The 24,162-nt window shown below is 64.7% G+C and carries 20 protein-coding genes, 1 tRNA gene and 1 pseudogene; 12 read left to right on the top strand and 10 right to left on the bottom strand.

The window, feature by feature from the left end; genetic code table 11:
• Nucleotides 1-83: 83 nt before the first annotated feature.
• The 5 genes from B2515_RS10410 to B2515_RS10390 all read left to right on the top strand — a co-directional run bounded on the left by B2515_RS10410 (nt 84) and on the right by B2515_RS10390 (nt 4,928).
• Nucleotides 84-1,292 carry a DUF445 domain-containing protein gene (locus B2515_RS10410; protein WP_293876376.1) on the top strand — a complete coding sequence of 403 codons (1,209 nt, stop codon included), beginning with the start codon at nt 84-86 and terminating at the stop codon, nt 1,290-1,292.
• Nucleotides 1,293-1,374: 82 nt separating this feature from the next.
• Nucleotides 1,375-2,475: an ABC transporter permease gene (locus B2515_RS10405; RefSeq protein ID WP_293876145.1), complete on the top strand. Its 1,101-nt coding sequence runs from the start codon at nt 1,375-1,377 to the stop codon at nt 2,473-2,475.
• Nucleotides 2,475-3,371: an ABC transporter ATP-binding protein gene (locus tag B2515_RS10400; RefSeq protein ID WP_293876144.1), complete on the top strand. Its 897-nt coding sequence runs from the start codon at nt 2,475-2,477 to the stop codon at nt 3,369-3,371. The genes B2515_RS10405 and B2515_RS10400 overlap by 1 nt, the downstream gene beginning before the upstream one ends.
• Complete coding sequence (locus tag B2515_RS10395) at nt 3,371-4,333, top strand: MlaD family protein (protein WP_293876143.1); 963 nt, start codon at nt 3,371-3,373, stop codon at nt 4,331-4,333. Before B2515_RS10400 ends, B2515_RS10395 begins: the two co-directional genes overlap by 1 nt.
• Nucleotides 4,334-4,337: 4 nt before the next feature.
• Nucleotides 4,338-4,928 (top strand): ABC-type transport auxiliary lipoprotein family protein, encoded by a 591-nt coding sequence (locus tag B2515_RS10390; protein WP_293876142.1) that lies wholly within the window; start codon nt 4,338-4,340, stop codon nt 4,926-4,928.
• Between the two features lie 3 nt (nt 4,929-4,931).
• Here the strand turns inward: B2515_RS10390 and B2515_RS10385 are convergent, their stop codons facing one another.
• The gene (locus B2515_RS10385) at nt 4,932-5,780 is read right to left on the bottom strand and encodes a peptidylprolyl isomerase (RefSeq protein ID WP_293876141.1); all 849 of its coding nucleotides are present in this window, start codon (nt 5,778-5,780) and stop codon (nt 4,932-4,934) included.
• Between the two features lie 90 nt (nt 5,781-5,870).
• Here B2515_RS10385 and B2515_RS10380 point away from each other — a divergent pair.
• The 3 genes from B2515_RS10380 to B2515_RS10370 all read left to right on the top strand — a co-directional run bounded on the left by B2515_RS10380 (nt 5,871) and on the right by B2515_RS10370 (nt 8,456).
• Nucleotides 5,871-5,961: transfer RNA gene (locus tag B2515_RS10380), tRNA-Ser, on the top strand.
• Between the two features lie 351 nt (nt 5,962-6,312).
• The gene (locus B2515_RS10375; RefSeq protein WP_293876140.1) at nt 6,313-7,029 is read left to right on the top strand and encodes an IS6 family transposase; all 717 of its coding nucleotides are present in this window, start codon (nt 6,313-6,315) and stop codon (nt 7,027-7,029) included.
• Nucleotides 7,030-7,346: 317 nt separating this feature from the next.
• Nucleotides 7,347-8,456 carry an ABC transporter ATP-binding protein gene (locus B2515_RS10370; protein ID WP_293876139.1) on the top strand — a complete coding sequence of 370 codons (1,110 nt, stop codon included), beginning with the start codon at nt 7,347-7,349 and terminating at the stop codon, nt 8,454-8,456.
• Here B2515_RS10370 and B2515_RS10365 read toward each other — a convergent pair.
• Genes B2515_RS10365 through B2515_RS10355 form a run of 3 tightly spaced genes read right to left on the bottom strand, consistent with a single transcriptional unit; the run spans nt 8,417 to nt 11,399 of the window.
• Nucleotides 8,417-9,232 (bottom strand): carbohydrate ABC transporter permease, encoded by an 816-nt coding sequence (locus B2515_RS10365; protein WP_293876138.1) that lies wholly within the window; start codon nt 9,230-9,232, stop codon nt 8,417-8,419. The genes B2515_RS10370 and B2515_RS10365 overlap by 40 nt on opposite strands.
• A 23-nt stretch (nt 9,233-9,255) precedes the next feature.
• A complete protein-coding gene (locus tag B2515_RS10360) occupies nt 9,256-10,137 on the bottom strand; it encodes a carbohydrate ABC transporter permease (RefSeq protein ID WP_293876137.1) in 882 nt (293 codons plus the stop codon).
• Nucleotides 10,134-11,399: an extracellular solute-binding protein gene (locus B2515_RS10355; protein WP_293876136.1), complete on the bottom strand. Its 1,266-nt coding sequence runs from the start codon at nt 11,397-11,399 to the stop codon at nt 10,134-10,136. The genes B2515_RS10360 and B2515_RS10355 overlap by 4 nt, the downstream gene beginning before the upstream one ends.
• Before the next feature lie 32 nt (nt 11,400-11,431).
• Between B2515_RS10355 and B2515_RS10350 the strand changes: the two genes are divergently transcribed.
• Together B2515_RS10350 and B2515_RS10345 are read left to right on the top strand one after the other, a co-directional pair.
• The gene (locus B2515_RS10350; RefSeq protein WP_293876135.1) at nt 11,432-12,658 is read left to right on the top strand and encodes an amidohydrolase family protein; all 1,227 of its coding nucleotides are present in this window, start codon (nt 11,432-11,434) and stop codon (nt 12,656-12,658) included.
• A 53-nt stretch (nt 12,659-12,711) separates the two neighbouring features.
• The gene (locus B2515_RS10345) at nt 12,712-15,177 is read left to right on the top strand and encodes a TonB-dependent receptor plug domain-containing protein (RefSeq protein WP_293876134.1); all 2,466 of its coding nucleotides are present in this window, start codon (nt 12,712-12,714) and stop codon (nt 15,175-15,177) included.
• A 118-nt stretch (nt 15,178-15,295) separates the two neighbouring features.
• Here the strand turns inward: B2515_RS10345 and B2515_RS10340 are convergent, their stop codons facing one another.
• Nucleotides 15,296-16,285 (bottom strand): SDR family oxidoreductase, encoded by a 990-nt coding sequence (locus B2515_RS10340; RefSeq protein ID WP_293876133.1) that lies wholly within the window; start codon nt 16,283-16,285, stop codon nt 15,296-15,298.
• A gap of 192 nt (nt 16,286-16,477) precedes the next feature.
• Between B2515_RS10340 and B2515_RS10335 the strand changes: the two genes are divergently transcribed.
• Nucleotides 16,478-17,899 (top strand): glycoside hydrolase family 28 protein, encoded by a 1,422-nt coding sequence (locus B2515_RS10335; protein WP_293876132.1) that lies wholly within the window; start codon nt 16,478-16,480, stop codon nt 17,897-17,899.
• Between the two features lie 127 nt (nt 17,900-18,026).
• Here B2515_RS10335 and B2515_RS17345 read toward each other — a convergent pair whose 3' ends face one another.
• From B2515_RS17345 to B2515_RS10320, 4 genes are read right to left on the bottom strand one after another with little or no spacing between them, the layout of a single operon-like run.
• Nucleotides 18,027-18,314: a DUF3325 domain-containing protein gene (locus B2515_RS17345; RefSeq protein ID WP_366001920.1), complete on the bottom strand. Its 288-nt coding sequence runs from the start codon at nt 18,312-18,314 to the stop codon at nt 18,027-18,029.
• Complete coding sequence (locus B2515_RS10330; RefSeq protein ID WP_293876131.1) at nt 18,311-19,915, bottom strand: PepSY-associated TM helix domain-containing protein; 1,605 nt, start codon at nt 19,913-19,915, stop codon at nt 18,311-18,313. Before B2515_RS10330 ends, B2515_RS17345 begins: the two co-directional genes overlap by 4 nt.
• Complete coding sequence (locus B2515_RS10325; protein WP_293876130.1) at nt 19,912-20,199, bottom strand: hypothetical protein; 288 nt, start codon at nt 20,197-20,199, stop codon at nt 19,912-19,914. The genes B2515_RS10330 and B2515_RS10325 overlap by 4 nt, the downstream gene beginning before the upstream one ends.
• A 23-nt stretch (nt 20,200-20,222) precedes the next feature.
• Nucleotides 20,223-22,592 carry a TonB-dependent siderophore receptor gene (locus B2515_RS10320; protein ID WP_293876129.1) on the bottom strand — a complete coding sequence of 790 codons (2,370 nt, stop codon included), beginning with the start codon at nt 22,590-22,592 and terminating at the stop codon, nt 20,223-20,225.
• 183 nt (nt 22,593-22,775) lie between these two features.
• Here B2515_RS10320 and B2515_RS10315 point away from each other — a divergent pair.
• Nucleotides 22,776-23,384, top strand: a pseudogene (locus B2515_RS10315) (IS6 family transposase); the annotation flags it as partial.
• A gap of 343 nt (nt 23,385-23,727) precedes the next feature.
• Here the strand turns inward: B2515_RS10315 and B2515_RS10310 are convergent.
• Nucleotides 23,728-24,156, bottom strand: a complete 429-nt coding sequence (locus B2515_RS10310; RefSeq protein WP_293876127.1) for a MerR family transcriptional regulator — start codon at nt 24,154-24,156, stop codon at nt 23,728-23,730.
• Nucleotides 24,157-24,162: the final 6 nt, after the last annotated feature.

Genomic DNA, 24,162 nt, shown 5'->3' with positions numbered 1-24,162 from the left:
CCCGCGGTTCGGGGATTGTTTCACCGATGACCCCCATTCCCCGCAGCAACGCCACCGAGGCGGCCCCGCCCGCCCTCGTGCGGATGCGGTTGATCGCGGGGGGCCTGTTGCTGGCGATGGCGGCGGTGTTCCTCGCCAGCCGTCATTTCGCGCCAGTGTATCCCTGGGTCGGCTTCGTCCAGGCATTCAGCGAGGCGGCGATGGTCGGCGGCCTCGCCGACTGGTTCGCGGTCACCGCGCTGTTCCGCCATCCGCTCGGCCTGCCGATCCCGCACACCGCGATCGTGCCGCGCAACAAGGACCGGATCGGCGACACGCTGGCGCAATTCCTGCGCACCAACTTCCTCCAGCCTGCGGTCATTAGCCGCCGCATGCGCCGCGTCGACGTCGCCAGCGCGATCGCGCGCTGGCTGACCGATCCGGCCGAGGGGGCAGGGGGCCGCTTCCGTCAGGGCGCCTCGAAGCTGGTCGCGCAGGTGCTCGACGGCCTCGATCCGCAGCGGCTCGGCGGCATGGTCAAGGCGGGGATCGCCGCGCGGCTGCGCGAGACGGACGTTTCGCCGATCCTCGGCCGGGTCATGCAGGCCGCGCTCGCCGAGCAGCGCCACGCGCCGCTGCTCGACGGTGCGATCCGCTGGGGCGCCAAGGCGCTGTCCGCCAACGAACATCTCATCCGCCAGATGGTCCACGACCGCGCCGGGTCGATCCTGCGCTGGACCGGGCTCGACGAGACGGTGGCGGACAAGCTGATCGCGGGCCTCGACAAGCTGATCGCCGACATGGCCGACGATCCGCAGCACCCGCTGCGGCTGAAGGCGGAAGAGGGGCTCGATCGCCTCGCCTGGGACCTGCAGTTCGATCCCGTCACCCGTGCCCGGGTCGAGGCGATGAAGGTCGAACTGATCGCCAATCCGGCGATGCAGCGCTGGCTCGACGGCCTGTGGGAATCGGCGCGCGCCGCATTGCTCGCGATCGCGCGCGATCCCGAAGGCGCGATGGCCGGGCAATTGGGCGACATCCTGCGCCAGCTCGGCGGCACGCTGACGCAGGACCCGCGGCTGGCACGCACGATCAACCGCTTCGTCCGCCGCGCGATCGTCGGCGTCGCGGCGGATTACGGCGACGGCATCGTCCGGCTGGTGTCGGAGACGGTCCGGGGCTGGGACGCGCGCACCATCACGTCGCGGCTGGAGAATGCCGTCGGCCGCGACCTGCAATATATCCGCATCAACGGTACGCTGGTCGGCGGCCTCGTCGGCCTCGTCATCCACACGGTGGACGTCCTGTTATGATGCGACGGACGGCGAAGAATCGGACCGTCGCGTATGTTAAACGCCTTGCCGTCCCCGCCGACTTGCCGCAGAAGCGACCCTGATGAGCGCCACAGCCGAATTCGAGCAGGACAGCGGCGGAACCCTTCGCTTTTCCGGTGACCTGCTGTTGCGGACGCTCGGCAAGCTGCCGGATCGTCTCGATTCTCTGCCCGGCCCGGTCGAGCGGATCGACCTCAGCGGCGTCGGCCGGATCGACACCGTCGGCGCCTGGGTCGTCCACCGGCTCGCCAGCCGGCATGACGCGCCGATCGACGGGCTGGACGAGGATGGGCGCTTCCTGCTCGATTCGGTCGTCGCCGCCGACCAGCCGGTCGCCTTGCCCGATCGTTCGTCCAACGCGTTCAGCCGCCTGCTCGGCGAGATCGGCGATGCGGTCGTCATCAGCCTGCGCACCCTGTACGGCCTGCTCGGCTTCATGGGCGCGACGACGATCGCCTTCGTCAATATCGTCCGCCATCCCAGCCGCTTCCGCTTCAACGCGACCGTCCACCGGTTCGAGGTGGTCGGCGTCCAGGCGCTGGCCATCGTCGGGCTGATGAGCTTCCTGATCGGCATCGTCATCGCCCAACAGGGCGCGGTGCAGCTCCGCCAGTTCGGCGCGGAGGTGTTCACGATCAACCTCATCGGTCGCCTCACCCTGCGCGAACTCGGCGTCCTGATGACGGCGATCATGGTCGCCGGCCGGTCCGGCTCCGCCTTTGCCGCGCAGCTCGGCACGATGAAGCTGACCGAGGAAATCGATGCGATGCGCACCATCGGCGTGTCGCCGATGGAGGCGCTGGTGTTGCCGCGGACGATCGCGGCGGTGCTGCTCATGCCGCTGCTCGGCTTCTATGCGTCGCTGATCGCGATCATCGGTGGCGGCCTGTTGTGCTGGGTCTCGCTCGATATCCCGCCGGTCACCTTCATCCAGCGCATCCGCGAGGTCGTGCCGATCACCGATCTGTACATCGGCCTCATCAAGGCGCCGGTGTTCGGCGCGATCATCGCGATCGCCGGCTGCTTCCAGGGCATGCTGGTCGAATCGGACGCGGAGCAGGTCGGCCTGCGCACCACGTCGGCGGTGGTGCAGGCGATCTTCCTCGTGATCGTCCTCGACGCCTTCTTCGCCGTCTTCTTCACTTGGGTGGGGTGGAACTGATGCCCGCTTCCGCCACCGATCACGACGCCGACGAACATATCATCCAGGTCCGCGGCCTGAAGAACGCCTTTGGCGAGGCGGTCATCCACGACAATCTCGACCTCGACGTACGGCGGGGCGAGATCCTTGGCGTGGTCGGGGGCTCGGGCACCGGCAAATCGGTGCTGATGCGCTCGATCATCGGTCTGCAGACCCCGGTCGCGGGCGAGATCACCGTCTTCGGCGAACCGACGATCGGACGCGAGGAAACCGAGGCGACCGACATCCGAAAACGCTGGGGCGTGCTGTTCCAGGGCGGCGCCCTGTTCTCGACGCTGACCGTCGCCGAGAACGTTGAGGTGCCGTTGCGCGAATTCTATGGCGACATGAACCCGGCGCTGATGGCGGAGATCGCGGCGTACAAGGTCGTGATGACCGGCCTCGCGCCCGACGCCGGGCCGAAATTTCCCGCCGAGCTGTCGGGTGGCATGAAGAAGCGCGCCGGCCTCGCCCGCGCACTGGCGCTCGATCCCGAACTGCTGTTCCTCGACGAACCGACCGCCGGGCTCGACCCGATCGGTGCCGCGGCGTTCGACGATCTGACGAAATCGCTTCAGAAGACATTGGGCCTCACCGTCTTCCTCATCACCCACGATCTCGATACGCTCTATGCGATCTGCGACCGGGTGGCGGTGCTGGCGGACAAGAAGGTGATCGCGGTCGGCACGATCGACGAGCTTCTGGCGCTCGACCACCCGTGGATCCAGGAATATTTCCGGGGACCGCGCGGCCGCGCCGCCGTCGCCACCAAGGACGCGCATGCCGCAGCGCATCCGACCGACGTGAAGACACAGCAGATCGCGGCAAGTCCGGCCGCGGCGACGACCGAACCGGCCGAAAAGGCGAGTAGCGACTGATGGAAACCCGTTCCAACCATGTGATCGTCGGCGCCGTCGTGCTGATCCTGCTCGCCGTGCTGGCGATCTTCACCGTCTGGATCGCCCGCCTCGGCGGCGCGAGCGAACGCGAATATGACATCTTCTTCAAACAGTCCGTCGATGGCGTCGCTGTGGGGTCGACGGTCACCTATTCGGGCGTACCGACCGGACAGGTGAAGACGATCGCCCTGTGGAAGCCCGATCCCCAGTTCGTCCGCGTGCGGGTGACGGTGAAAGACGAAACGCCGATCCTGCAGGGTACGACCGCGACGATCCTCGGCAGCTTCACGGGCACCAGCACCGTCGCGCTGGACGGCGCGCGCAAGGGTGCGCCGCCGATCGCCTGTCCCGAACAGCCGGATGCAACGCAATGCCCCTATGGCGTGCCGGTGATCCCGACCAAACAGGGCGGCATCGGCGCGATCCTGAACAGTGCGCCGCAGCTGCTCGAGCGCCTGTCGACGTTGACCGAGCGGCTGACCGGCCTGCTGACCGACCGCAACCAGGCGTCGATCGCGGGCATCCTCGACAACACCAATCGCCTGACCGATGCACTCGCCGATCGCGGGCCGGAAATCGCCGCGACGCTGGCGCAGACCCGCATCGCGATCCAGCAGGCGGGCGACGCGGCGCAGTCGATCGGCAAGCTCGCCGACACGACCAACGGCGTGCTCGCCGAGGACGTCAAGCCGACGCTGCAAAGCCTCAACAAGACGATCGCTTCGGCGCAGCAGAGCACCGAGACGCTCAACGCGGCGATCCAGGATGCGCGGCCGGGCCTGCAGACCTTCTCGAAGCAGACGATCCCGGAGGCGAACCGGCTGGTCCGCGACCTGCGCGTCACCGCGACCGCGCTGTCGTCGATCGCCGACAAGGTCGATCAGGGCGGTGCCAGCTCGCTGATCGGCCAGCAGAAGCTCCCCGACTACAAGGGCAAGTGAGATCATGAAGACCAGGCTTCTCCTCCTCGCTGTTGCGGCGCTGCCGCTCGCCGGCTGCATCAGCTTCGGCGCCAAGCCGCCGCCCTCGCTGCTGACGCTCGAGACGACGTCGGGTCCCGCGGTCGGCGCCGAGCAGAATTCCGCCAAGGCGCGCTCGATCACGATCCAGGTGCCGTCGACGCCGACCTCGATCGCCGGCGCGCGCGTGCCGGTGCAGGCGACGCCGACGACGATCGCCTATGTCGAGGATGCGCAATGGAGCGAGCCGCCCGCCCGTTTGTTCGCGCGGTTGCTGTCGGACACGGTGTCGGCGCGCAGCAACATGGTGGTGCTCTCGACCGTCCAGTCGATCAGCGACCCCAGCGCAACGCTGGCCGGCGAGTTGCGCCGGTTCGGCCTCGACGCGACGACGCGCGAGGCGGTGGTGACCTATGACGCGGCGCTGACCCGGGCCGGTGCCGAGACGGTGGAGAAGCGCCGGTTCGAGGCGCGGGTGCCGGTGTCGGCGATCGATGCCGCCAATGCGGGGACGGCACTCAGCCAGGCCGCCAACCGCGTGGCGGGCGAGGTCGCGACCTGGGTCGCGGCACGCTGACGCTTACGGCGCTCGCCTGACCGCGGGCAGCACGTCGCACATCGCGGCGCCGCCGAGGCCGATCGTCGGTGCCTCCGGACGCTCGCGCCGCGCGACGGCCGCGGCGAAGCGCGGATTGTCCGCCGCGCGATACTGGAAGTGCGGCCGTTCGCCGGCGGGCAGGTCGCTCGCCAGACGCACCGATACGATCCCGGTCCGCTCGCCGGGCGTCGCGTAGACGCCCATCGCAGCTTCGCTGCGGGGCAGGGCGGACAGATAGGACATGCCCTCCACGATTCGGCCGACGACGGTATAGTTGCGGTCCAGCCGCCGCGCCGACTGGCCGATCGGCGTGAACAGCTCCGCGCCCGATCCGGTGCTCGGCAGGGCATCGCGCGCGACGCCGACCATGCCGTAGCAATGCGTCAGCCACGCCTGCGTGCCGTTCGTCGCCACCGGCCAGCCATCGGCGGTGATCCCCGACGCGGTCGAATAGCTGTCCGCCTTGCCCATCCGCACCGCCGGCCGGAACGCGGCGATCTCGAACTCCGCGGCCGGCCGGTCGGTAACGCCGGCGGGCAGCGGCTTCTTCTCGCTCGCGTCGCCCCATTGCGCGACCCAATTCTCCTGCACGCGATAGACGCTGGCGTCGTCCCACCAGCGGCTGCGCGCGAGCGTGCGGATATTGCCGACATGCTGCGGCGCCATCGCCGCGGCGAGCCGGATCACCACCTGCCGCCCGCTGGCCAGCGTAACGACCAGCAACTCGTCGTCGGGAATCGCCCGCCAGTCGGCCTCGATCGGGTCACTCGGCACGGGCGCCGGGGCAGTCTGCACCAGTGGCGCGGCGGCAAGGAGAATCAGGCTCAGCATAGCGCCGTCAGGCTGGCCGATCCGCCCGCCATGCGCAATCACTTGCGGCGCGCCCGCGGACAGGCTAGGCGCCCCACTTCCAGGACATGCGGAGCGGTGGCCGAGTGGTCGAAGGCGCTCGCCTGGAAAGTGAGTATACGCCAAAAGCGTATCGAGGGTTCGAATCCCTCCCGCTCCGCCACTGGCTTTTCTAAGCCTTTGAGTTTTATGTCGGAAGTCATCTGCGATCATCGCGCGCCCAACATATTAGCCATCAATCTCACCGCGGCTGATCAACGCCTATTATCCTGGCCCTCGATTTTCGCGTGATGGCTCCCCTATCGCCGACCGGTGCCTATCGCCACTCTGACCATCACGAAGATATCCGTCGCAGAGAAGCGGCGGAGCATCTATCCATACTATGCCGGTTTCTTACATGCGTTTGCCGTGACGATGTTGCAGCAGATGGGAGTGGGAAAGGGATAAAAAGTTCTTGATGGCTCTGTCAGTCGTAGTGCACTGGCTAATAATCAGGGCAGGGTAGAGCGGTGTCATGCCACGTCCTCGCAAACTTTTATCGCCCTTCCGCTATTTCAACTCATCACCTGAGATGATCCGGCTGGTGGCGCTGATGCACGTCCGCTTTCCGCTGTCGCTGCGGAACGTGGAAGACCTGTTGTTCGAGCGCGGCATCGACATCTGTCACGAGACGGTACGGATGTGGTGGAACAGGTTCGGGCCGATGTTTGCAGGCGAGGTCCACCGCAAGCGGATTGGCCACACGCGTGACTTTCGCCACCGGCGCTGGCACTTGGACGAAATGTACATGAAGCTGAACGGCGAGATGGTCTACCTGTGGCGAGCGGTAGATCACAAAGGCGAGGTGCTGGAAAGCTACGTTACCAAGTCCCACGACAAGGCGGCCGCAATCACCTTTATGAAGAGGGCGCTGAAGCGCCACGGCCCGCCTGAGACAATCACTACCGATGGTCTGCGCAGCTACCGTGCTGCGATGAACGAGCTCGGCAACGCCGAACGCCAAGAGATAGGTCGTTGGGCGAATAACCGGGTGGAGAACTCGCATCTGCCCTTCCGACGACGAGAGCAGGCGATGCTCAGGCTCAGGCAGATGAAGACGCTGCAAAAGTTCGCATCCGTCCATGCCAACGTTCACAACCATTTCAGCCTAGAACGCCATCTTACCGACCGACGGACGTACAAAGAACGACGCTCAGCCGCACTGGCTGAGTGGCAGATCCTCGCCAGCTAAGCTGTCAGCGTCAAAGACCCCAGTGCATCATGTGGAGAGCGGTTCGCGTTAGACTTACAGCACCCTCTCAATCACAGAAAAGTTTCCGCACCGTCTGCATCCGTTCGGGGAAATCTGGCGAGGCAGCGGGTAGGGCCGGGACTCAGCACATTCTCCGCCGCTAACATGAACGGATGGCAGAAGGCGGGAACCAAAACAGGCCGCGAATGGCCGGAACTGGGGCTGGTCATCACAAGGATGCGAGAGCTGCGGAAACGATGCCTTTGCCCGCAGTCGTGTCTGCCGCTACCCAAAGGGTTTAGGCAAAAGGACACGCGGTGGCGAGCGTCGAAATCAGAGGACTTTCCAAGCGTTTCAGCGACACGACGGTACTGCAGCCGACGGATCTGGCAATCGCTGACGGCGAGTTCGTGGTTCTCGTCGGACCGTCGGGGTGCGGCAAATCCACGCTGCTACGTATGATCGCCGGACTTGAGGTACCGAGCACGGGCCGGGTCATGATCGACGGGCGCGACGTGACAGATGCGGCGCCGTCGGATCGCGGGCTGGCGATGGTGTTCCAGTCTTATGCACTCTACCCGCATCTGACGGTCGCGGAAAACATCGCGTTTCCATTGAAGGTCGCGAAGGTCGCCAAGCGCGAGATTGCCAAACGTGTCGCCGAGGTGGCGGCGATGCTGGACCTGTCCGAACTGCTGGACCGCCGCCCGCGCGCGCTGTCCGGCGGCCAGCGCCAGCGCGTCTCGATCGCCCGTGCGGTGGTGCGACGGCCGAGGGTATTGTTACTCGATGAGCCATTGTCGAACCTCGACTCCAATCTACGCGCGCGGATGCGGCACGAGTTCGCCCGGCTGCATCAACAGCTCGGCGCGACGATGATCTATGTCACGCACGACCAGCTCGAGGCGATGACGCTTGCCAACCGTATTGTCGTGATGAGCGAGGGGCGGGTCGAGCAGGTCGGGCCACCGATCGAGGTGTATCGGCGGCCCGCCAGTCTTGCCGTCGCAGCGGCGATCGGCTCGCCGGGGATGAACCTGCTTACCGCGACGATCTTGTCGGTCGACGATGACGGTACGATGGTCAGGCTGGCGGGGGGCGAGATGGTCCGGACCGGCGCGATCGTTCCTCAGGATAAGGTCGGTGCGGCGGTGACGCTCGGCGTTCGTCCCGAACATCTGCACGTCGATGACGCAGGGTCGTTCCTGGGCGCGATCGAGCTGTTCGAACGGCTCGGGCCGCTCTCGTTTGCCCATCTCGGCGCGCGCGGTGCGATCGATACGATCGTGGCGCAGCTGCCGGGCGACCGATCGGCAACGCTTGGCGAAACGCTGCGTGTCGGCGTCGCGCCAGAGAATGCGCATGTGTTCGCCGCCGATGGCCGCGCCTACCCCTTTACGCTGCCGCCGAGCAGGCCGGTCAGGTAATAGCGCTGCATCGCGAGGAAGAGCAGCAGCACGGGCAGTGTCGTCACCACCGCCGCTGCCATCATCAGCTCGCCGTCCGCCGAATGCTCCCGCGCGATCGCCGCGACCGCCACCGGCAGCGTGTAGAGGTGCTGGTCGGCCAGCACGATCAGCGGCCAGAGAAAGTCGTTCCACGAGCCGAGGAACATGAACAGCGCCAGCGTGACCACGATCGGTGACAGGAGGGGCAGCACGATCGTGACGAAAATCCGCGCTTCGCTCGCGCCGTCGATCCGCGCCGCGTCGATCATCTCGTCGGGAATCGCCAGCGTCGCCTGGCGCACGAACAGGATCGCGAAGATGCCAGCAAGGCTCGGCAGGATCACGCCGGCATAGCTGTTGACGATCCCCAACTGCTTGAAGATCAGGAACAGTGGCAGCATCGCGACCTGGCCCGGCACGACGAGCGATGCGATCAGGATCTTCAGCAGCCGTTCGCGTCCGCGGAACCGAAGCTTGGCGAAGGCATAGCCCGCCGGCACCGTCAGCAGCAGGCCCAGGACCGTCGAGATGGCCGCGATCGCGACGCTGTTGAACAGCGCGGGGACGATCCGGTAGTCGAACCACGCGCCATCGATCAGCCGTCGGACGAGCAGTTCGTGATAATTCTCCAGCGACCAGCGCGATGGCCAGAGCGGCGTCGGGAGGTTGCTCGATTCCCCACGCGGCATGAACGACACGATCACCATGTAGACCAGGGGCGCGATGGTCAGCCCCGTCAGGAGCACGACTGCCATGTTCGCAAGGACCGTGCGAGGCTTCAAAGCCATTCGTAGCGCCTTCCGATCCGCGTCTGGACCATCGTCAGCGCAAGGATCATCAGGAACAAGACGAATGCGACCGCGCTCGCCTGCCCCAGATTCCACCATTTGAAGCCTTCGTCGAACATGAAATACAGGATCGTCGTGGTGCTCTGCGCCGGGCCGCCGAGCGTCATCACATAGGGCTCGGCGAAGATCTGCAGGAAGCCTGCGACGCTCATCACCGCGGCGAGCAGCAGGGTCGGGCCGATCGCGGGGAGGGTGACATGGCGAAAGCGGGTCCAGCGCCCGGCGCCGTCGAGCCGCGCGGCCTCCATCAGGTCCTGCGGGACCACAGACAGGGCGGCGGTCAAGACGATCATGTTATAGCCGAAGATCTTCCAGGTGACGAAGATCAGGATCGCCGGGATCGATGTATGCGGGTTGCCGAGCCAATCGATCGGCGCTGCCCCGACCGTTGCCAGCGCGCGGTTGATGAGGCCAGAGCGCTCGTTGAACAGAAATCGCCATACCACGGCGGTCGCGACGATACTGGTGACGTAGGGTGCGAACAACAGCACGCGCCACAGCGGCTTCCACCGCACGGTCGCATCGTTCAGCAGCAGCGCGACCGCCAACGACGCACCGATCGCCATCGGTACGCCAAGCACCGCGAACAGCGCGGTATTGCCCATCGCCCGCCAGAATAGCGGCGTCGAGAACAGATCGATGAAATTGCCCAGCCCGACGAAGCGCAGGTTCGCCCAGTCGGCCAGCGCGTAGATCGAGTAATCCGTGACCGACAATGCCATCGCGAGCGTCGTCGGCAGAACGAAGACGAGCGCGATGATCGCGAGGACGGGCGCGGAGAAGACCCAGGCGGCGCGTTCCTGGCGCGTCATGCGAGCGTCCCGGCCTCGACCAGCGCGCGACGTTTGGCCAGCAACTGGTCGACGCGCGTGTCGAGCCCGGCAAGTGCCTGCGGGATCGTCTGTACGCCCCGCACGACGCGCTCGGCGGCGAACTGGATTTCCACTTTGATCCGTTCCCACTCGATGACCCTCGGCGCGACCGCGGGAAAGCGCATCTGTTCCTTGAACGGCGCCAGTATGGGCGCGCGGAGTTGCGGCGACGACCAGGCGCGAAGGCGGGCGGGAAGATTGCCGATCATGGTCTGGTACCGGAGTTCGCTCGCCGGCGAACTGAGGTGGCGAACCAGCGTCCAGGCGTCGGCCGCACGCGGCGTTGAGGCGGAAACGCACAGGCTGGTACTCAGGCCCGACACCGCGCCGACACCGTGGGGACCCGCCAGCCGTGCGGTTCCCCAGCGCTCGGCAGGGATTTCGGCGGCGCGACGATGCAGGTCGAGCAACGTCGTCGGGCCGGTCGGCCAGATTGCAAAATAGCCCTGCGCAAACGCCGCGACGGGATCCTGGATCTCGGTCGAGAGCGCTTTCGGCGCGAGCCCTTCGGCGAATATCCGGGCATAATAGGCGAATGCGGCGCGCGCCTCCGGCGTCTGGAAGTTGCCGCGCGTATCGTGGTCGCGCAGCATCGCCGCACCGGTCTGGCCGAGCATCGTCATCAGCATGTCGGGCCAGTTGAGCAGGAGCAAGAACACGAAGTCGTCAGGCCGCTGTCGCTTGATCGCACGACCCATGCGGAGCCAACCGTCCCAATCTTCGGCGGGCTCGGCATAGCCCGCCCTGGCGAGAATGTCGCGGCGGTAGAACTGAACCTGCGGCGCGACCGACCAGGGCACTGCAAAGTCTCGGCCGCCAACCCTGGTCGCGTCGAGCACACCGGGAAACATGTCGGCGACCAGCGCAGGCGACGGGATCGGGGCGATCGCGCCGATCGTCGCGAACTCCTGGACCCAGCCATTGTACAGCATCAGCACGTCGGGCATCGCACCGCCGGCCTGCGCGGTCAGCAGCTTTTCGTGGCTGGCCGTCGCCGGAAGCGATTGAACGTCGACCGCGATCCCCGTCGCGGCCGTGAAGGCGGGCATCAGCATCGGCGAATAGTCGCCCTCGTAGCTCATCGCCCAGAACTTCAACGGTTCGACACCGCGGCCGCTACCACAGGCCGCCAGACCCAGCGTCGGCAGGAGCCCCAAGGCGCGCGGCGCCGTCCGCAGCATCGCCGCGATGGGTATGCGCATCGTATAATTCGGCGAGGACGCGGTCGACGACGGTGGCGAACGCATCGCGTGTCTTCGACGCACAACTGGCGCGAACGACCCCCGGCACCGTCGTGATCGAGGGTAAAAGGATCAGCGCGATCTGGCCCGCAGGCAGGCGCGATTGGCCCGCCGATGCCCGGGTCATCGATGTCGGTGGCAAGACGGTCCTGCCGGGGCTGATCGATCTGCACGTACATTTGACGTACCCAGACAGCGACACGCCGATCGACCGTCAGGCCAGCGAGGGTGATGGCGTCCTGCGAGGGGTCAGGAACCTGCGTTGGATGCTCGAAGCGGGAATCACGTCGGTTCGCGATCTGAACGGTGTCTCCGATGCGCCCTATGTTCTCGCCGACTGGAGCGCAGCGAACCGCATTCCGGCGCCGCGTGTGTTCACGGCCGGTCATATCATCACCGGAACCGGTGGCCATGCCACGGAGCGGCCGGTCTCGCCCAGTCATGGCCCCGATTTCGCCTGGGAACGCGATGGCGCCGATGCCTGGCGCAGTGCGGTACGGGAGACGTTCAAGCGCGGCGCCAGCGTCATCAAGGTCGCGAGCCATTTTTCGCCCGAAGAGATTGCCGCGGCGGTGGATGAAGCGCACCGATTGGGCCTGAAGGTGACGTGCGACTGCGAGACGGTCTACACGGCGATCGCCGTAGACGCAGGCGTCGACATCATCGAGCATCCCTTGCCCCGGACCGATGAGACGATCCGCGCCATGGCGAAACATCGTACCGCCGCGGTGCCGACGCTGCAGGTCTACCAGAACGTTCTGGACCGTGCAGGCGGCTTCTATGGATCGACATCGCGTCGATTCACGCTGACCGCGCAGGCGGATTTCGATGTCTTCCGAAAAATGAAGGCGGCGGGGATCGTCATGGGGGTCGGCACCGATACGATCGGCGACGCTAACCAGCTGATACCCAATGTCTATCTCGCCGAGCTGCAATGGTTCATCCGGGGCGGATATTCTGCCGCCGAAGCGCTTCGCGCGGCGACGCTGACCAATGCCCGGATCCTCGACATGGACGACAGGCTCGGCAGCATCTCCTCGGGCAAACTCGCCGATATCGTCGTGGTCGACGGTCGACCCGATCTGGACATCGAGGCGCTGCGCAGGGTCGACAAGGTATTCCGGGACGGGATCCTGCTCGTCGATGGCGGTCAGATCCTTGTGCCGCGACATCAGGCACGCCCGCTGACCAAAGCTCCGCCGTTCGACACCGTTCGCTGACGGCCCCACCCGCTTCCCGTCATTTCTACATCACGCCGTCCAGCGGAGATCGCATGCATATCGTATCCAGCCTTCTGGCCCTTTCCATCGCCTCGCTCTCACCCACGGCCGCTCAGGCACAGCAGGTCGAGGCGCCGCCGTCCCAACCGGAGGAAAGTGAGGGCAGCGACATCGTCGTGACCGGTTCGCGCGGGCAACCGCGCACGATTGCGTCCAGCCCCACGCCGATCGACGTCATCAGCGGGCAGGACATCGCCAGGCTGGGAGGCTCCCAACAGCTCAGGGATGTGCTGACGCAGCTCGTGCCGTCCTTTCAGGCGCAGCAGGTCGGCAGTTCGTCCTTCGACAGCGTCGCCCGGCCTGCGGGTCTCCGCGGCCTGTCGGGCGTGCATGTTCTGGTGCTGGTGAACGGCAAGCGACGGCACAATTCGGCGCTCATCAATCTGAATTCCGGCAATGTGTCCGCCGGTGGCAACCCGGTCGACCTCGACCAGATCCCCGTCGGCGCGATCGAGCGGATCGAAGTGCTGCGGGACGGCGCGGCCGCGCAATACGGTTCCGATGCGATCGCTGGCGTCATCAACATCATCCTGAAATCCAATACGACCGGCGGCACCGCCAGCATCGAGACCGGGCAGCGGTATAGTGACGGTGTCAACGGCAGCGACGGCGAGACGATCAGTGCGCAACTGTCACAGGGCTTCGCTCTGGGGGATCGCGGTTCGCTGGCCGTGTCGATCGACGGCAAATACCAGAATGCGACCGTCCGCAATTCCGATGTGACCGGCATATTCTATTTTCCGGTCAACGGCCAGCCCGATCCGCGCGAAGCCACCGTGGATCGCCGGACATATCAGGGCGGCTTGCCCCAGATCCGCCAGATCCAGGGTGCTCTCAACGGCAGATACGATCTCGGCAACGTGGAAGCCTATGTCACCACGACCCTGGGCTATCGGGAAGCGCGCGTCGGCCAGGCGGGGCGAAAGCCGAACACGACGAGCAATGTCATCGCGATCTATCCCGATGGCTTTACGCCCTATTACACCCTGCATGAAACGGATGGACAGTTCACCGGCGGACTGCGTGGCTCGATCGGTGGGTGGAAACTGGATCTCAGCAGCACCTATGGCCGCGACTATGCGCGCAGCGGAGCGGACAATTCGCTCAACGCCTCGCTCGGCGCCGGCAGTCCGACATCGTTCGATACCTTCAGCGCCGCATTCGACCAGTGGACGAACAATCTCGACCTGACGCGCGGCTATGCCGTCTTCGGTGACCGGAACCTGCAGGTATCGGCCGGCGCGGAATACCGGTACGAAAGCTATGTCACGAAAGCCCTCGATCCGGCAGCGTACACAAATGGGGGCTATGTGTACCCCGCGGGTACGCCACTTGCCCGTCAGCCGGGCGCGGTCGGTGCTCAGGGCGCGATCATCGTCACACCCGGCGATGAGGCCGATATCAAGCGCAATGTGTGGGCGGGCTATGTCGATCTCGCGCTCGATGTCACCGATCGTTTCCTGCTGACCGGGGCGGTCCGATACGAGACCTATGACGACAGCTCGGGCGACGTCTGGAGCGGAAAAGTCTCGGGGCGCTACAAGGTGGCGGATTGGCTGAACCTGCGCGGCGCCTTCTCCAACGGGTTCCGGGCACCCAGTCTTGCACAGCAGGCCTATGCCCAGACCTCGACCCAGTTCAACCTCGTGAACGGCGCGTACCAGCTGATCGAATCGAAGATCGTCCGGACCGGGTCTCCGATCGCTGCCGCACTCGGCGCGGAGCCGCTGAAGCCCGAAAAGTCGCGCAATTACAGCGTCGGCTTCGCACTGACGCCGCTGTCCGGCCTGTCGGTGACGGTGGATGCCTATCAGATCGACATCGATGATCGCATCACGTTGACCGGCCTGCTCTCCAGCGCAGGTGTGCGCGCGATCTTGCGCGCCAATGGGTTCTCCGGCGATCAATATGTGCGCTTCTTCACCAATGCAATCGACACCCGCACCCGCGGCCTCGACATCGTCGGTGCGTACAATCTGCCTCTCGGGAGCCTTGGGCGGCTCCGCACCACGGTCGGGTACAATCACAATGTCACCGACATCAGGAACATCGCCCCCACGCCGACGCAGCTGGGCGGACTGGGCCTTACGCTCTTCGACCGTCAGACGCAGGGCTATTTCACGGTCAGTACGCCGAAGGACAAGCTGATCCTCGGTCTCGACTGGAATCTGGACCAGATCGGCGTCAACGTAAAGCAAACGCGGTATGGGAAATGGGCGTCACTGAACAATACGCCCAGCTCGGACCAGTTTTACGGGGCAAAGTGGATCACCGACGTGGAGGTCGGCTATGACGTGACCCCCGCCGCCCGGGTGTCGGTGGGCGCTTACAACATCTTTGATACGTATCCGGATCGGAATACCGTTCCGAACACGATCGGAAGCTCGATTTACGGGTCGAACTCTCCATTCGGGGCATATGGTGGGTATTATTATGCCCGGTTGTCGCTGAAACGCTGAAGTATGTCCTAGCGGCTCTCGAATGACATCATGACGCTGGACGTGATGGCCTTCCGGCCCGGTGCCGCCGCGTTCGGTTGGTTTGCGCCGCAACCGGGAAGGGTTGCGGCACATTCGGCTAGGCCGGTTGACCGTTTCCGCCCGTCGAACCGAAGATCTGGCCCGTCGAATAGCTCAAGGATGGGTCGGCTGCGGCAACGTAAAGCGCTGCGATTTCAGCTGGCTGGCCTGCTCGTGCCATCGGCGAGTCTCCACCAAAGCTCCGCAACTTCTCGGGCGTCGCTCCGCCGCTGACCTGCAGCGGGGTCCAGAACGGCCCCGGCGCGACCGCGTTCACGCGGATACCGCGGCTGGCGAGCTGCTTGGCCATGCTTTTGGTGAAGTTCAACACGGCTGCGCGGGTGAGGGCATAGTCGACGATGTCAGGCGAGGGATTGCCTGCCTGTTCGGAGGATGTGTTGACGATGACGGCGCCGGCACCCATGCGTTCCAGTGCCGCCCTCGTCAGCCAGAACGGCGCGTAGACGTTGGTCTTCATGGTATCGTCGAAATCCTGGCTCGAAATGTCTGCGATACCGGGACGGGTCTGCTGACGGGCCGCGTTGTTGATTAGAATATCGAGGCCGCCAAGCTGTTCGCTCGCTTGCTGTACCAGCCGGCGGCAAAACCGCTCGTCGCGCAGATCGCCGGGAATGGCAACCGCCTTGCGTTCCTCTGCCCGGATCAACGCGATGACTTCGCGCGCGTCGGGTTCTTCCGAGGGCAGGTAGTTGATGGCGACATCCGCACCCTCGCGCGCATATGCGATGGCCGCAGCGCGGCCGATGCCACTGTCTCCTCCGGTGATCAGCGCCTTCTTGCCGGCGAGCTTGCCCGATCCCTTGTAGCTCGTTTCCCCGTGGTCTGGCCGCGGCGTCATCTTGGACGCGAGACCGGGCCAAGGCTGGCGCTGTACGGGGTAGGGGGGCTTGGGGTAGGCCGCGGCCGCAGGTGTCGTCGCAGCGGGGCCGCCACCACTCTGCGTCGCGGCGTTCGCCGCCGTAACGGCGACAGCCCCGGCTGTAATGGTCGCCCCCGTCACGAAAGTACGGCGCGTCGTATCGGTCATCATTATTGCTCCCGGAATGGTCACCACCCCAAGCGCCAACGATTGCATCTGTTCCGAAGTTACCCGTTACAAGGTTTCGGATCGGGTCTAAACCGCTGCTCCTGCGAGCGAATGCCAACATCGAACATTGCCCGACATCCGCCACTCGTTCAGACATGTCGTCATCGACCCGCACATGACACAGGGCAGCAGATGACGATCTCGGTAGACCGCCGCTCACTTCTCCTGACCGCGTGTGGGCTTCCCCTCGTCAATGTGAGGGCGAATGTCCGTGCTGCGTCGTTGCCGATGCAAAGGGTCACCGTACCCGCACCCTTCGATATGCCGACCATCGCCGTGCCGGATTTCAGGGCAAGCCGGACATTCCTCATCACCGACTTTGGCGCGTCGCAAGGTGACAGGGCAGCGACGAATGCGGCGATCCGGCGGGCGATCGACGCAGCGAACGCAGCTGGATCCGGCATCGTCGTCGTTCCGGCCGGCATCTGGCCAACCGGAAAAATCCATCTGAAGAGCAACGTGAACTTGCACCTAGACAAGGGCGCGACACTCCGTTTCTCCGACCAGCCTTCCGATTATCTGCCTACGGTGCAGACGTCGTGGGAAGGTATCGAGTGTTTCAACTACTCGCCCCTGATCTATGCTTTCGGGTGCGAGAATATCGCGATCACCGGCAAGGGGAGGCTGGAGCCGGTCTTGGATCGCTGGCTAATCTGGTCGGCCAGGCCCAAGCCGCACATGGATGCGCTGGTTGCGCTCTACAACATGGCCTATCGCAACGTGCCGGTACGCGAGCGCCAGATGGCGGTGGGCGCCAACAATCTGCGGCCGCATCTCATCCAGTTCAATCGATGCCGCAACGTGCTGGTCGAGGATATCTTGATCGATGGCAGTCCGTTCTGGACGCTTCATCCGCTGATGTGCCGGGACGTTGTGATCCGTCGCGTCAGCATCCGGGCTCATGGGCACAACAACGACGGTGTCGATCCCGAGATGAGCGAAAACATACTGATCGAGGATTGCCAGTTCGATCAGGGGGATGACGCGATTTCCGTGAAATCAGGCCGTGACATGGATGCCTGGCGTCTGGCCAAGCCCTGCCGGAACGTCGTCGTGCGCAACTGCCGCATCGTCAACGGGCACCAGCTCATGGCCATTGGCAGCGAGCTGTCGGCCGGCATCGAGAACGTCCTCGTTGATGATTGTCACTTCATCGGAAGCGGGAAGGGGGCAGACGACCATGCGGTCCCGATCAACAATTTGCTCTTCGTGAAGACCAACGAGCGTCGCGGTGGTTTCGTGAAGAACATCCATATGACCAACGTCAGCGCGACGACGATCGCAGGCGGCGTGCTCGCCGTCGAAACCGATGTGCTTTATCAGTGGAAATCGCTGCTGCCGACCTATGTGCGTCGCTTGACGCCGATCGAAGGGCTGTATGTCAGCGATGTGGCTGTAAATCAGGCCAAATTCGTCTCAAGCATCAAAGCCGAACGCGAGATGCCGGTGCGGAACGTGCGGCTCGATCGGATCAAGGTAAAAAGAACCACCGGCGCGCCCGTCGTCACGGAAAATGTGATCAACTTAAACCATGCGACCAATGCATATCAATAACCATTCGTACCTTACCGGCGCTCCAAAAACATGCGTACAAGAACATAATAAAGGCAGTCCGAGCACCAGCAGTGCGCAGCCGGGAGGCCTGCATCGTAGGCGCACCCGATCCGCAGGCAAGCGCCAACTATTGCCGCGTTCCGCGACCCCGTTGAGGCCGAAGGTTGAGTGACAGGAATACGATACCGGCCGAAAGCATGACGGCGCCCAACCAGAGGACAGGCCCGAATGCCCAGCCTCGTGATGCTACGGCCGTACCGAAGGCCCCCATCAGGGCAAACCATGCATATGCTTGCCATCTCAGCTTGCTGTCAGGTGCAAGTCGGCGCCCGGTCAATCGATGATGATGGTCATCGGTGGCGAAGCCGAAGCATGCGAACGCCAGCAGTGACAGCGCAAAGGCCAGCCACGTCATGCCATCACCTCCATCTCGGACATCGGAATCGCTGCAGCCCGTGCGCGTCGGGTTGCACGCACGGCAGGCCGGTAGCGCGCAACGCGACGAGCAAGCCACAGGAAGGCGATTGCGAACACGATCATGGTGGCGTCGATGCCGAGCGGCAGCAGGTCGCCTGCCAGCAGGGATGTCCAGGCATTCCAGCGCGTGTTCAGCAGATTGTAGATCGGCAGTGCAGCGAGCGCGGCGCCGGTCAGGCCGAACAAGATTGTCCAGACTTTTGCCGGCCGCCCCACCAGCGACGGGATGAACGCCGCACCCCAAACCAGAAACAGGACGTGCACCTCCCATCGCGATCGATCCGGCATGGCTACCGGCAGTAACCGGTTGGCCCAGAACAATCCTGCGATCCCGAGTGGAAAGCCGCCGATGACCGCGACGTTGAACCGCTCGACCATGCGGAACCCGACATGCGGGCGGGTGGGGTCAGGAAGTTTTTCGCGGCGCTTGACCGTCCACAGCACCAGCCCGCTCGCAACCATCAGCGTGCCCGCGATGCCGCAGAGGAAATAGAGCCAGCGCAGCAGGAGGTCGGCAAATCTGCCGGCGTGCAGTCCGATCATCACCCCGGCGGTCGCCGCCGCCCCGCCCGGGGCGGGAGAGCGCCAGACAGGGGTCGCGGTGGTGCCGTCATAGGTGATGGCAGGCGCGCGCGTGTTGAGAAGCGAGGCCGGGGTGCGATAGAAGGTCACACGCGCCGCCGCGTCGCCGGGTTCGCTCACCTGTATCGTACCGATCGGGCCGCCGAGCCGACGCTCCGCGTCTTGGGCGATCGCCGACAGCGACAGGATCGGCGCCGGCCGACCCGTGCGCTCCACCACCGGCGCTTCGGGAAACAGGTCGGCGAACATCCTGGTCTCGTCGGCGTAATTGGCCACGGTCGCCCAGGGCATGAGCAACGCCATGAGCGTCACGATGCCGGTGTAGGTTATCATGAGGTGGAAGGGGAGTGCCAACACGGCGGTGGCATTGTGCCCGTCGAGCCACGACCGCTGGCCCTTGTGACGGCGCAGGGCGAAGAAATCGCGGAAGATCTTCTTGTGGGTGACGATGCCGGTGAGGATCGCGACCAGCATCATCACCGCGGCGACACCGACCAGCCAGCGCGACCAGATCACCGGCAGATAGTAGAGGTCGAAGTGGAAGCGATAGAAGAACTCGCCGCCGCGTGTGTCCCGGGCGTGCTTCGGCATGCCGTCCGCACCGATCAGCGCCTGATTGTCGCGCCGACCGCGTCCTCCGCCTCCCCGCCGTCCGCCATGCTCGCCCTTCTTGGGCTGCGGTTGCCACGTGACCTGCGCACCGGGCATCGCAGCGTTGGGCATGGCGATGAACCAGCCTTTCGCGTCGGGTGCCTTGCGGCCGAGGAAACGCTGTGCGCCGTCGAGAACTCGCATCGGCTGCTCGATCCGCGCCAGTTCGGGCCGCATGTAGCGGTTGAGCGCCTCGCGCCAGAAGGCGATCGTGCCGGTCAGGAAGACGAGGAACAGAACCCAGCCGAGCAGCAGGCCCGACCAGGTATGGAGCGTCGATTGCGACTGTCGGATGCTTTTGCTCATACCCGCCCCGTCATCATGACCGACCAGCAGACGATCCCGCCGGCGGCCGCACCGGCGAGACCCAACACCCATGTCGCCCGCCAGCCGCTGCGCGCGCCATAAGCGTACATTGCGAACAGCGCGCAGAGCAGCAACGCGACCAGCGTACCGGTTATGGTTGCTTCAGACCGTGCCATCGGCAGCACACGCGCCAGTGCGGCCGCCCACAGGCTGGCGACGGCATAGCCGAGCGGCACGGCGGCGACGAAACGCAGCGTGTTGTCGCCACGCCGTCGCCAGATCACGGCGCGACCGGTAGCCGGCGCGATCACGGGTAGGCAAACCGCAGCGTCGCGAACACGGTTCGCGGCGTGCCATAATAGTTGCCACGACCGGTGGAGGAGATGCGGGCATAATAGGTCTTGTCGAGGACGTTGGCGACGTTGACCGACAGGGACAATTGCTCGCTGACCTTGTAACCGGCACGCAGATCGACGACCGCATAGGCAGGTTGGCGGACAACCGAGGAGATCGAACGGCCGTTGGGCGTGGCGACGCTGACCGGAACGACGATCGACGGGGTGCCACCGAACGTCTCGCTGAACCAAGTGACGCTACCACCGACGCTCGCACCGCGCAGCATCCCGGCCGGGACCGTGTAGTTGGTGAATGCCTTTATCATGTGTCTGGGAATGATCGGGGTCAACGACAGACCCTCGTACTGGGGCTGCGTGTCTTCGAGATACTCGTTGCGCGTATAGGTATAGCCGCCGTTCACGCGCCACCCCGGCAGGATTTCGCCGGTGGCCTCCGCTTCGATACCGCGAGAACGGACCTTGCCGACCTGCAGGTAGACCGTGGTCAGTTCCGGAGGATTGAAGATGCGATTGGTCTGCTCGATCTGGTAGACGGCCGCCGACAACAGCAGCCGGTCGTTCATCAGCGCCAGCTTGGTGCCGACCTCATACTGGCTACCGATCAGCGGTTGAACCTTGCCGCCATCGTCGCGGACGCGGTTGGCCGGCGCGGCCTGCGGCGTGAAGCTGTCGGCATAGCTGCCATAGATGTTCAGGTTCGGCGTCACGTCCCAGACGATGCCCGCATAGGGCGTGAACCGATTGTCGATGTTCTGCGGCTGGCCCCGCGCGGGGGTCGGCAGCAGCGTGTCGATCGTCTGTTCCCACCAAGTCAGGCGACCGCCGCCGACCAGCGTCAGCCCGGCGACCGGCTGCAGGCGCAGCTGACCGTACATGCCATATTGCTCGATGATCGTGTTCGTGCCGCCGTAGCTCTGGATGACGCAATTGGCCGGCGCGGGCGTTACCGGCGTCGTCCGGTCGGGACAGACGGCGTTCGTGCCCTGCACGGGGTAATAGGGCGACGCCGCATAGGGGTTGAGGGGCGGTTCCGCCGGAGGCACCGGATTGAAGACGTTGATCCGGGCATAGCCGTTGAGGCGGGTGTAATAGCTGTCGTAATCCTGCGCCTGGTAATCGGCACCCAGGATCAGTGTCTGGTCCCGCCCGAACAGGGGGAAGCTGCCGACCCCGTTGAAGTCGAACGACCGCGTTTTGGCGAAACTGTCGCCGCGATAGGCGATCTGGGTCGTCGTGCCGTTGTTCGCGAGCGCCGGCGTTACCGCGTTCGCGGCCGTCGTCACCGCCGCATTCCCGACGTAGCTATAGATGTCGACGCGATCGACGTCGGTGAAGAGACCGGTGGCACGCAACGTCCAGCGGTCGCTGATACGATGGGCGATCTCGGCGAAGCCGGTCCAGGTCGTGGATTCGAACCGGTTCCAGTCGGCGCCCAGATAGGTCGACCGGCGCACGTCGAGCAGCCGGCCCTCGTTGCCCGCACTGTCGCCGGCATAGCCCGGCAGGCCTGACTGGATCGACGGACGGAAGCGGTCGTAGGAACCGCCGATGGTGACCGTGGTGCGATCGCCGATCTCGACGCTGCCCACGGCAAATGCGTTGACGCGGTTGCGATGGGCGTAATCGAAGAACTGATCCTGGTCCTGCGCCATCACGCCCATGCGGACGCCGGCCCGGTCGCCGAGGGGGGCGGACATGTCGAGTTCTAGGCGGAGGTTGTCGTAGCTGCCGTACCCGGCCGACCCCTGCATCCGGAAGGCGTCGAGCGGCCGTTTGCGGACGAGATTGATGCTGCCCGAGGGATTGCCCGAGCCGCTGAACAATCCGGCCGGCCCCCGGAGGACCTCGATCCGGTCATAGGCGAACAGGTCAGGCACCACGCCGGGAAAGTTGAAGGACAGCGTCGGGACGCCGTCGACGAGATAGTTGGAGATGGCAAACCCGCGCGAGAAATAGGACGGGTCTTCGCTCCCGATGCCGTTGACGGTGATGCCGTTGGTCGCGGTGAGCGCGTCTTCCAGCGTGAACAGGTTCTGCGCCTCGATCTGCTCGCGTTCGATCACGGTGACGGTGTTCGCGACGTCCTTCAACGGCGTGACGGTCTTGCCCACCTCCCTGCCATAGCTTTTGCCGACGACGACGATCTCGCTCTGGTTCCGCTCGTCGCGCTCGCCGGTACGGACCTGATCGGTCGCCACCGGTTCGGCATCGGCCGCACGAGCGGCTGCATCGGTCGGCTCGTCCTTGCCCATCGCGAATGCACACGTAGGCGCCATCGCCACCACGGCCGTGGTGGCGAGCAGCATCGTTGAAAAACGCACTGTCACTTCCCCTTCGATTTCAGGGTTAGCTAACAAGATCGCAATTGCAAGTCACTATCAATAATGTGTCATTGCGTTACGCTTGCTGACCCATAAGGCGACCCACGATCAGCATGACTGATCGCCGGCAAATCGCTTAAAGCGCCACCCGAAAATTCCTCATCTCCGCTAGGGGCTGCGTCAAACCAAATGCACCTGCTGTTCGAGCGCGGGATCGACATTTGTCACGAGACGGTGCGGATGTGGTGGAACAGGTTTGGGTCAATGTTCGCCGGCGAGGTGCGGCGCAAGCGGGTCAGCCACATGCGTGGCTTCCGTCATTGGCGTTGGCATCTGGACGAAATGTACGTGAAGCTGAACGGGGAGATGGTCTACCTTTGGCGAGCAGTAGACCGCGAGGGCGAGGTACTGGAAAGCTACGTCACCAGGAGCCGTGACAAGGCGGCAGCTCTGGCGTTCATGAAAAAGGCGCTGAAGCGACACGGGTCGCCGAATACGATCACCACCGATGGCTTACGCGGTTACGGTGCTGCAATGGATGAGATGGGCTGCCGTGAATGGCAGGAGGTGGCTCGGTGGGCCAACAACCGGGTCGAAAACAGTCACCTGCCATTCCGAAGGCGAGAGCGCGCGATGCTCTGGTTCAAGCAGAGAAAGACGCTGCAAAAGTTCGCCTCCGTCCACGCCAACATCCACAATCACTTCAATCTGGAACGCCACCTCATTGACCGCGAGACCTACCGAACACGACGCTGCGCTGCGCTGGCGGAGTGGCAGATGCTTGCGACCTAGGTCCTGCCCTCAAAGGCCGACCTGCGACGACCCGAGACGCGTCCGCTTTAAACTGACAGCACCGCCACTTTGGGTCCACGGCCGGGCGAGCCGATTACCGCCGATCTCCCTTTCTGCGCGGCCACCAGCCTTCTGAGGCGATAGTCTTCGATCCCATGATGCGGATCTTGTCGTTGCCGACCTCGATGCGCGCACAGGTCATCCCGCCGATCGCCGTGATATCGCGCGTCGCATCTGACAGCCGCCCTGCCGTCTCCGGCGTGATCGACCGTTCGCTGGTGTTCTCCAGCGTCGCCTGCCGTAGCGTCGATCTCCACGCACCCCGCCGCGCATCAATGGCCCTTCACGCCCGGCAGGGTGTCTCCCCGGTGAACCGTGGCTCATCGCCCGGTTTGCCACGTGCGACCCAGTCGCGCTTCGCGCGCAGATAATCGGTCAGTTCGGCCAGTTCGGCGGCCTTGCGCTCCAGCCTGGCCAGCTGGTCGTCCATGATCGCGATCTCGCGCGTCTGCGACAGCCCCTCGCGTTGCAATTCGGTGGCGACGGTACCGATCTCCTTAAGCGTCATGCCAAGCGCCTGAGCGAAGCGGATCATCCGTGCGGTCGATGCCTCTCGCGGAGAGAAGATTTGATACGGGTTGCGGCCACCCCGCGAGCCGAGCTGCGGCGCGAGCAGACCCTTGCGCACATAGAAGCGGACGGTGTCCTGACTCAGACCCGTGAGTCGGGCGAACTCCCCAATCTGCATGCTGCTATCCGATCGCTTGACCATGGACCT

The sequence above is a fragment of the Sphingomonas sp. UBA978 genome, assembly GCF_002292295.1.
Lineage (GTDB): Bacteria > Pseudomonadota > Alphaproteobacteria > Sphingomonadales > Sphingomonadaceae > Sphingomonas.
This window is presented reverse-complemented; position numbering and strand designations above follow the sequence as displayed.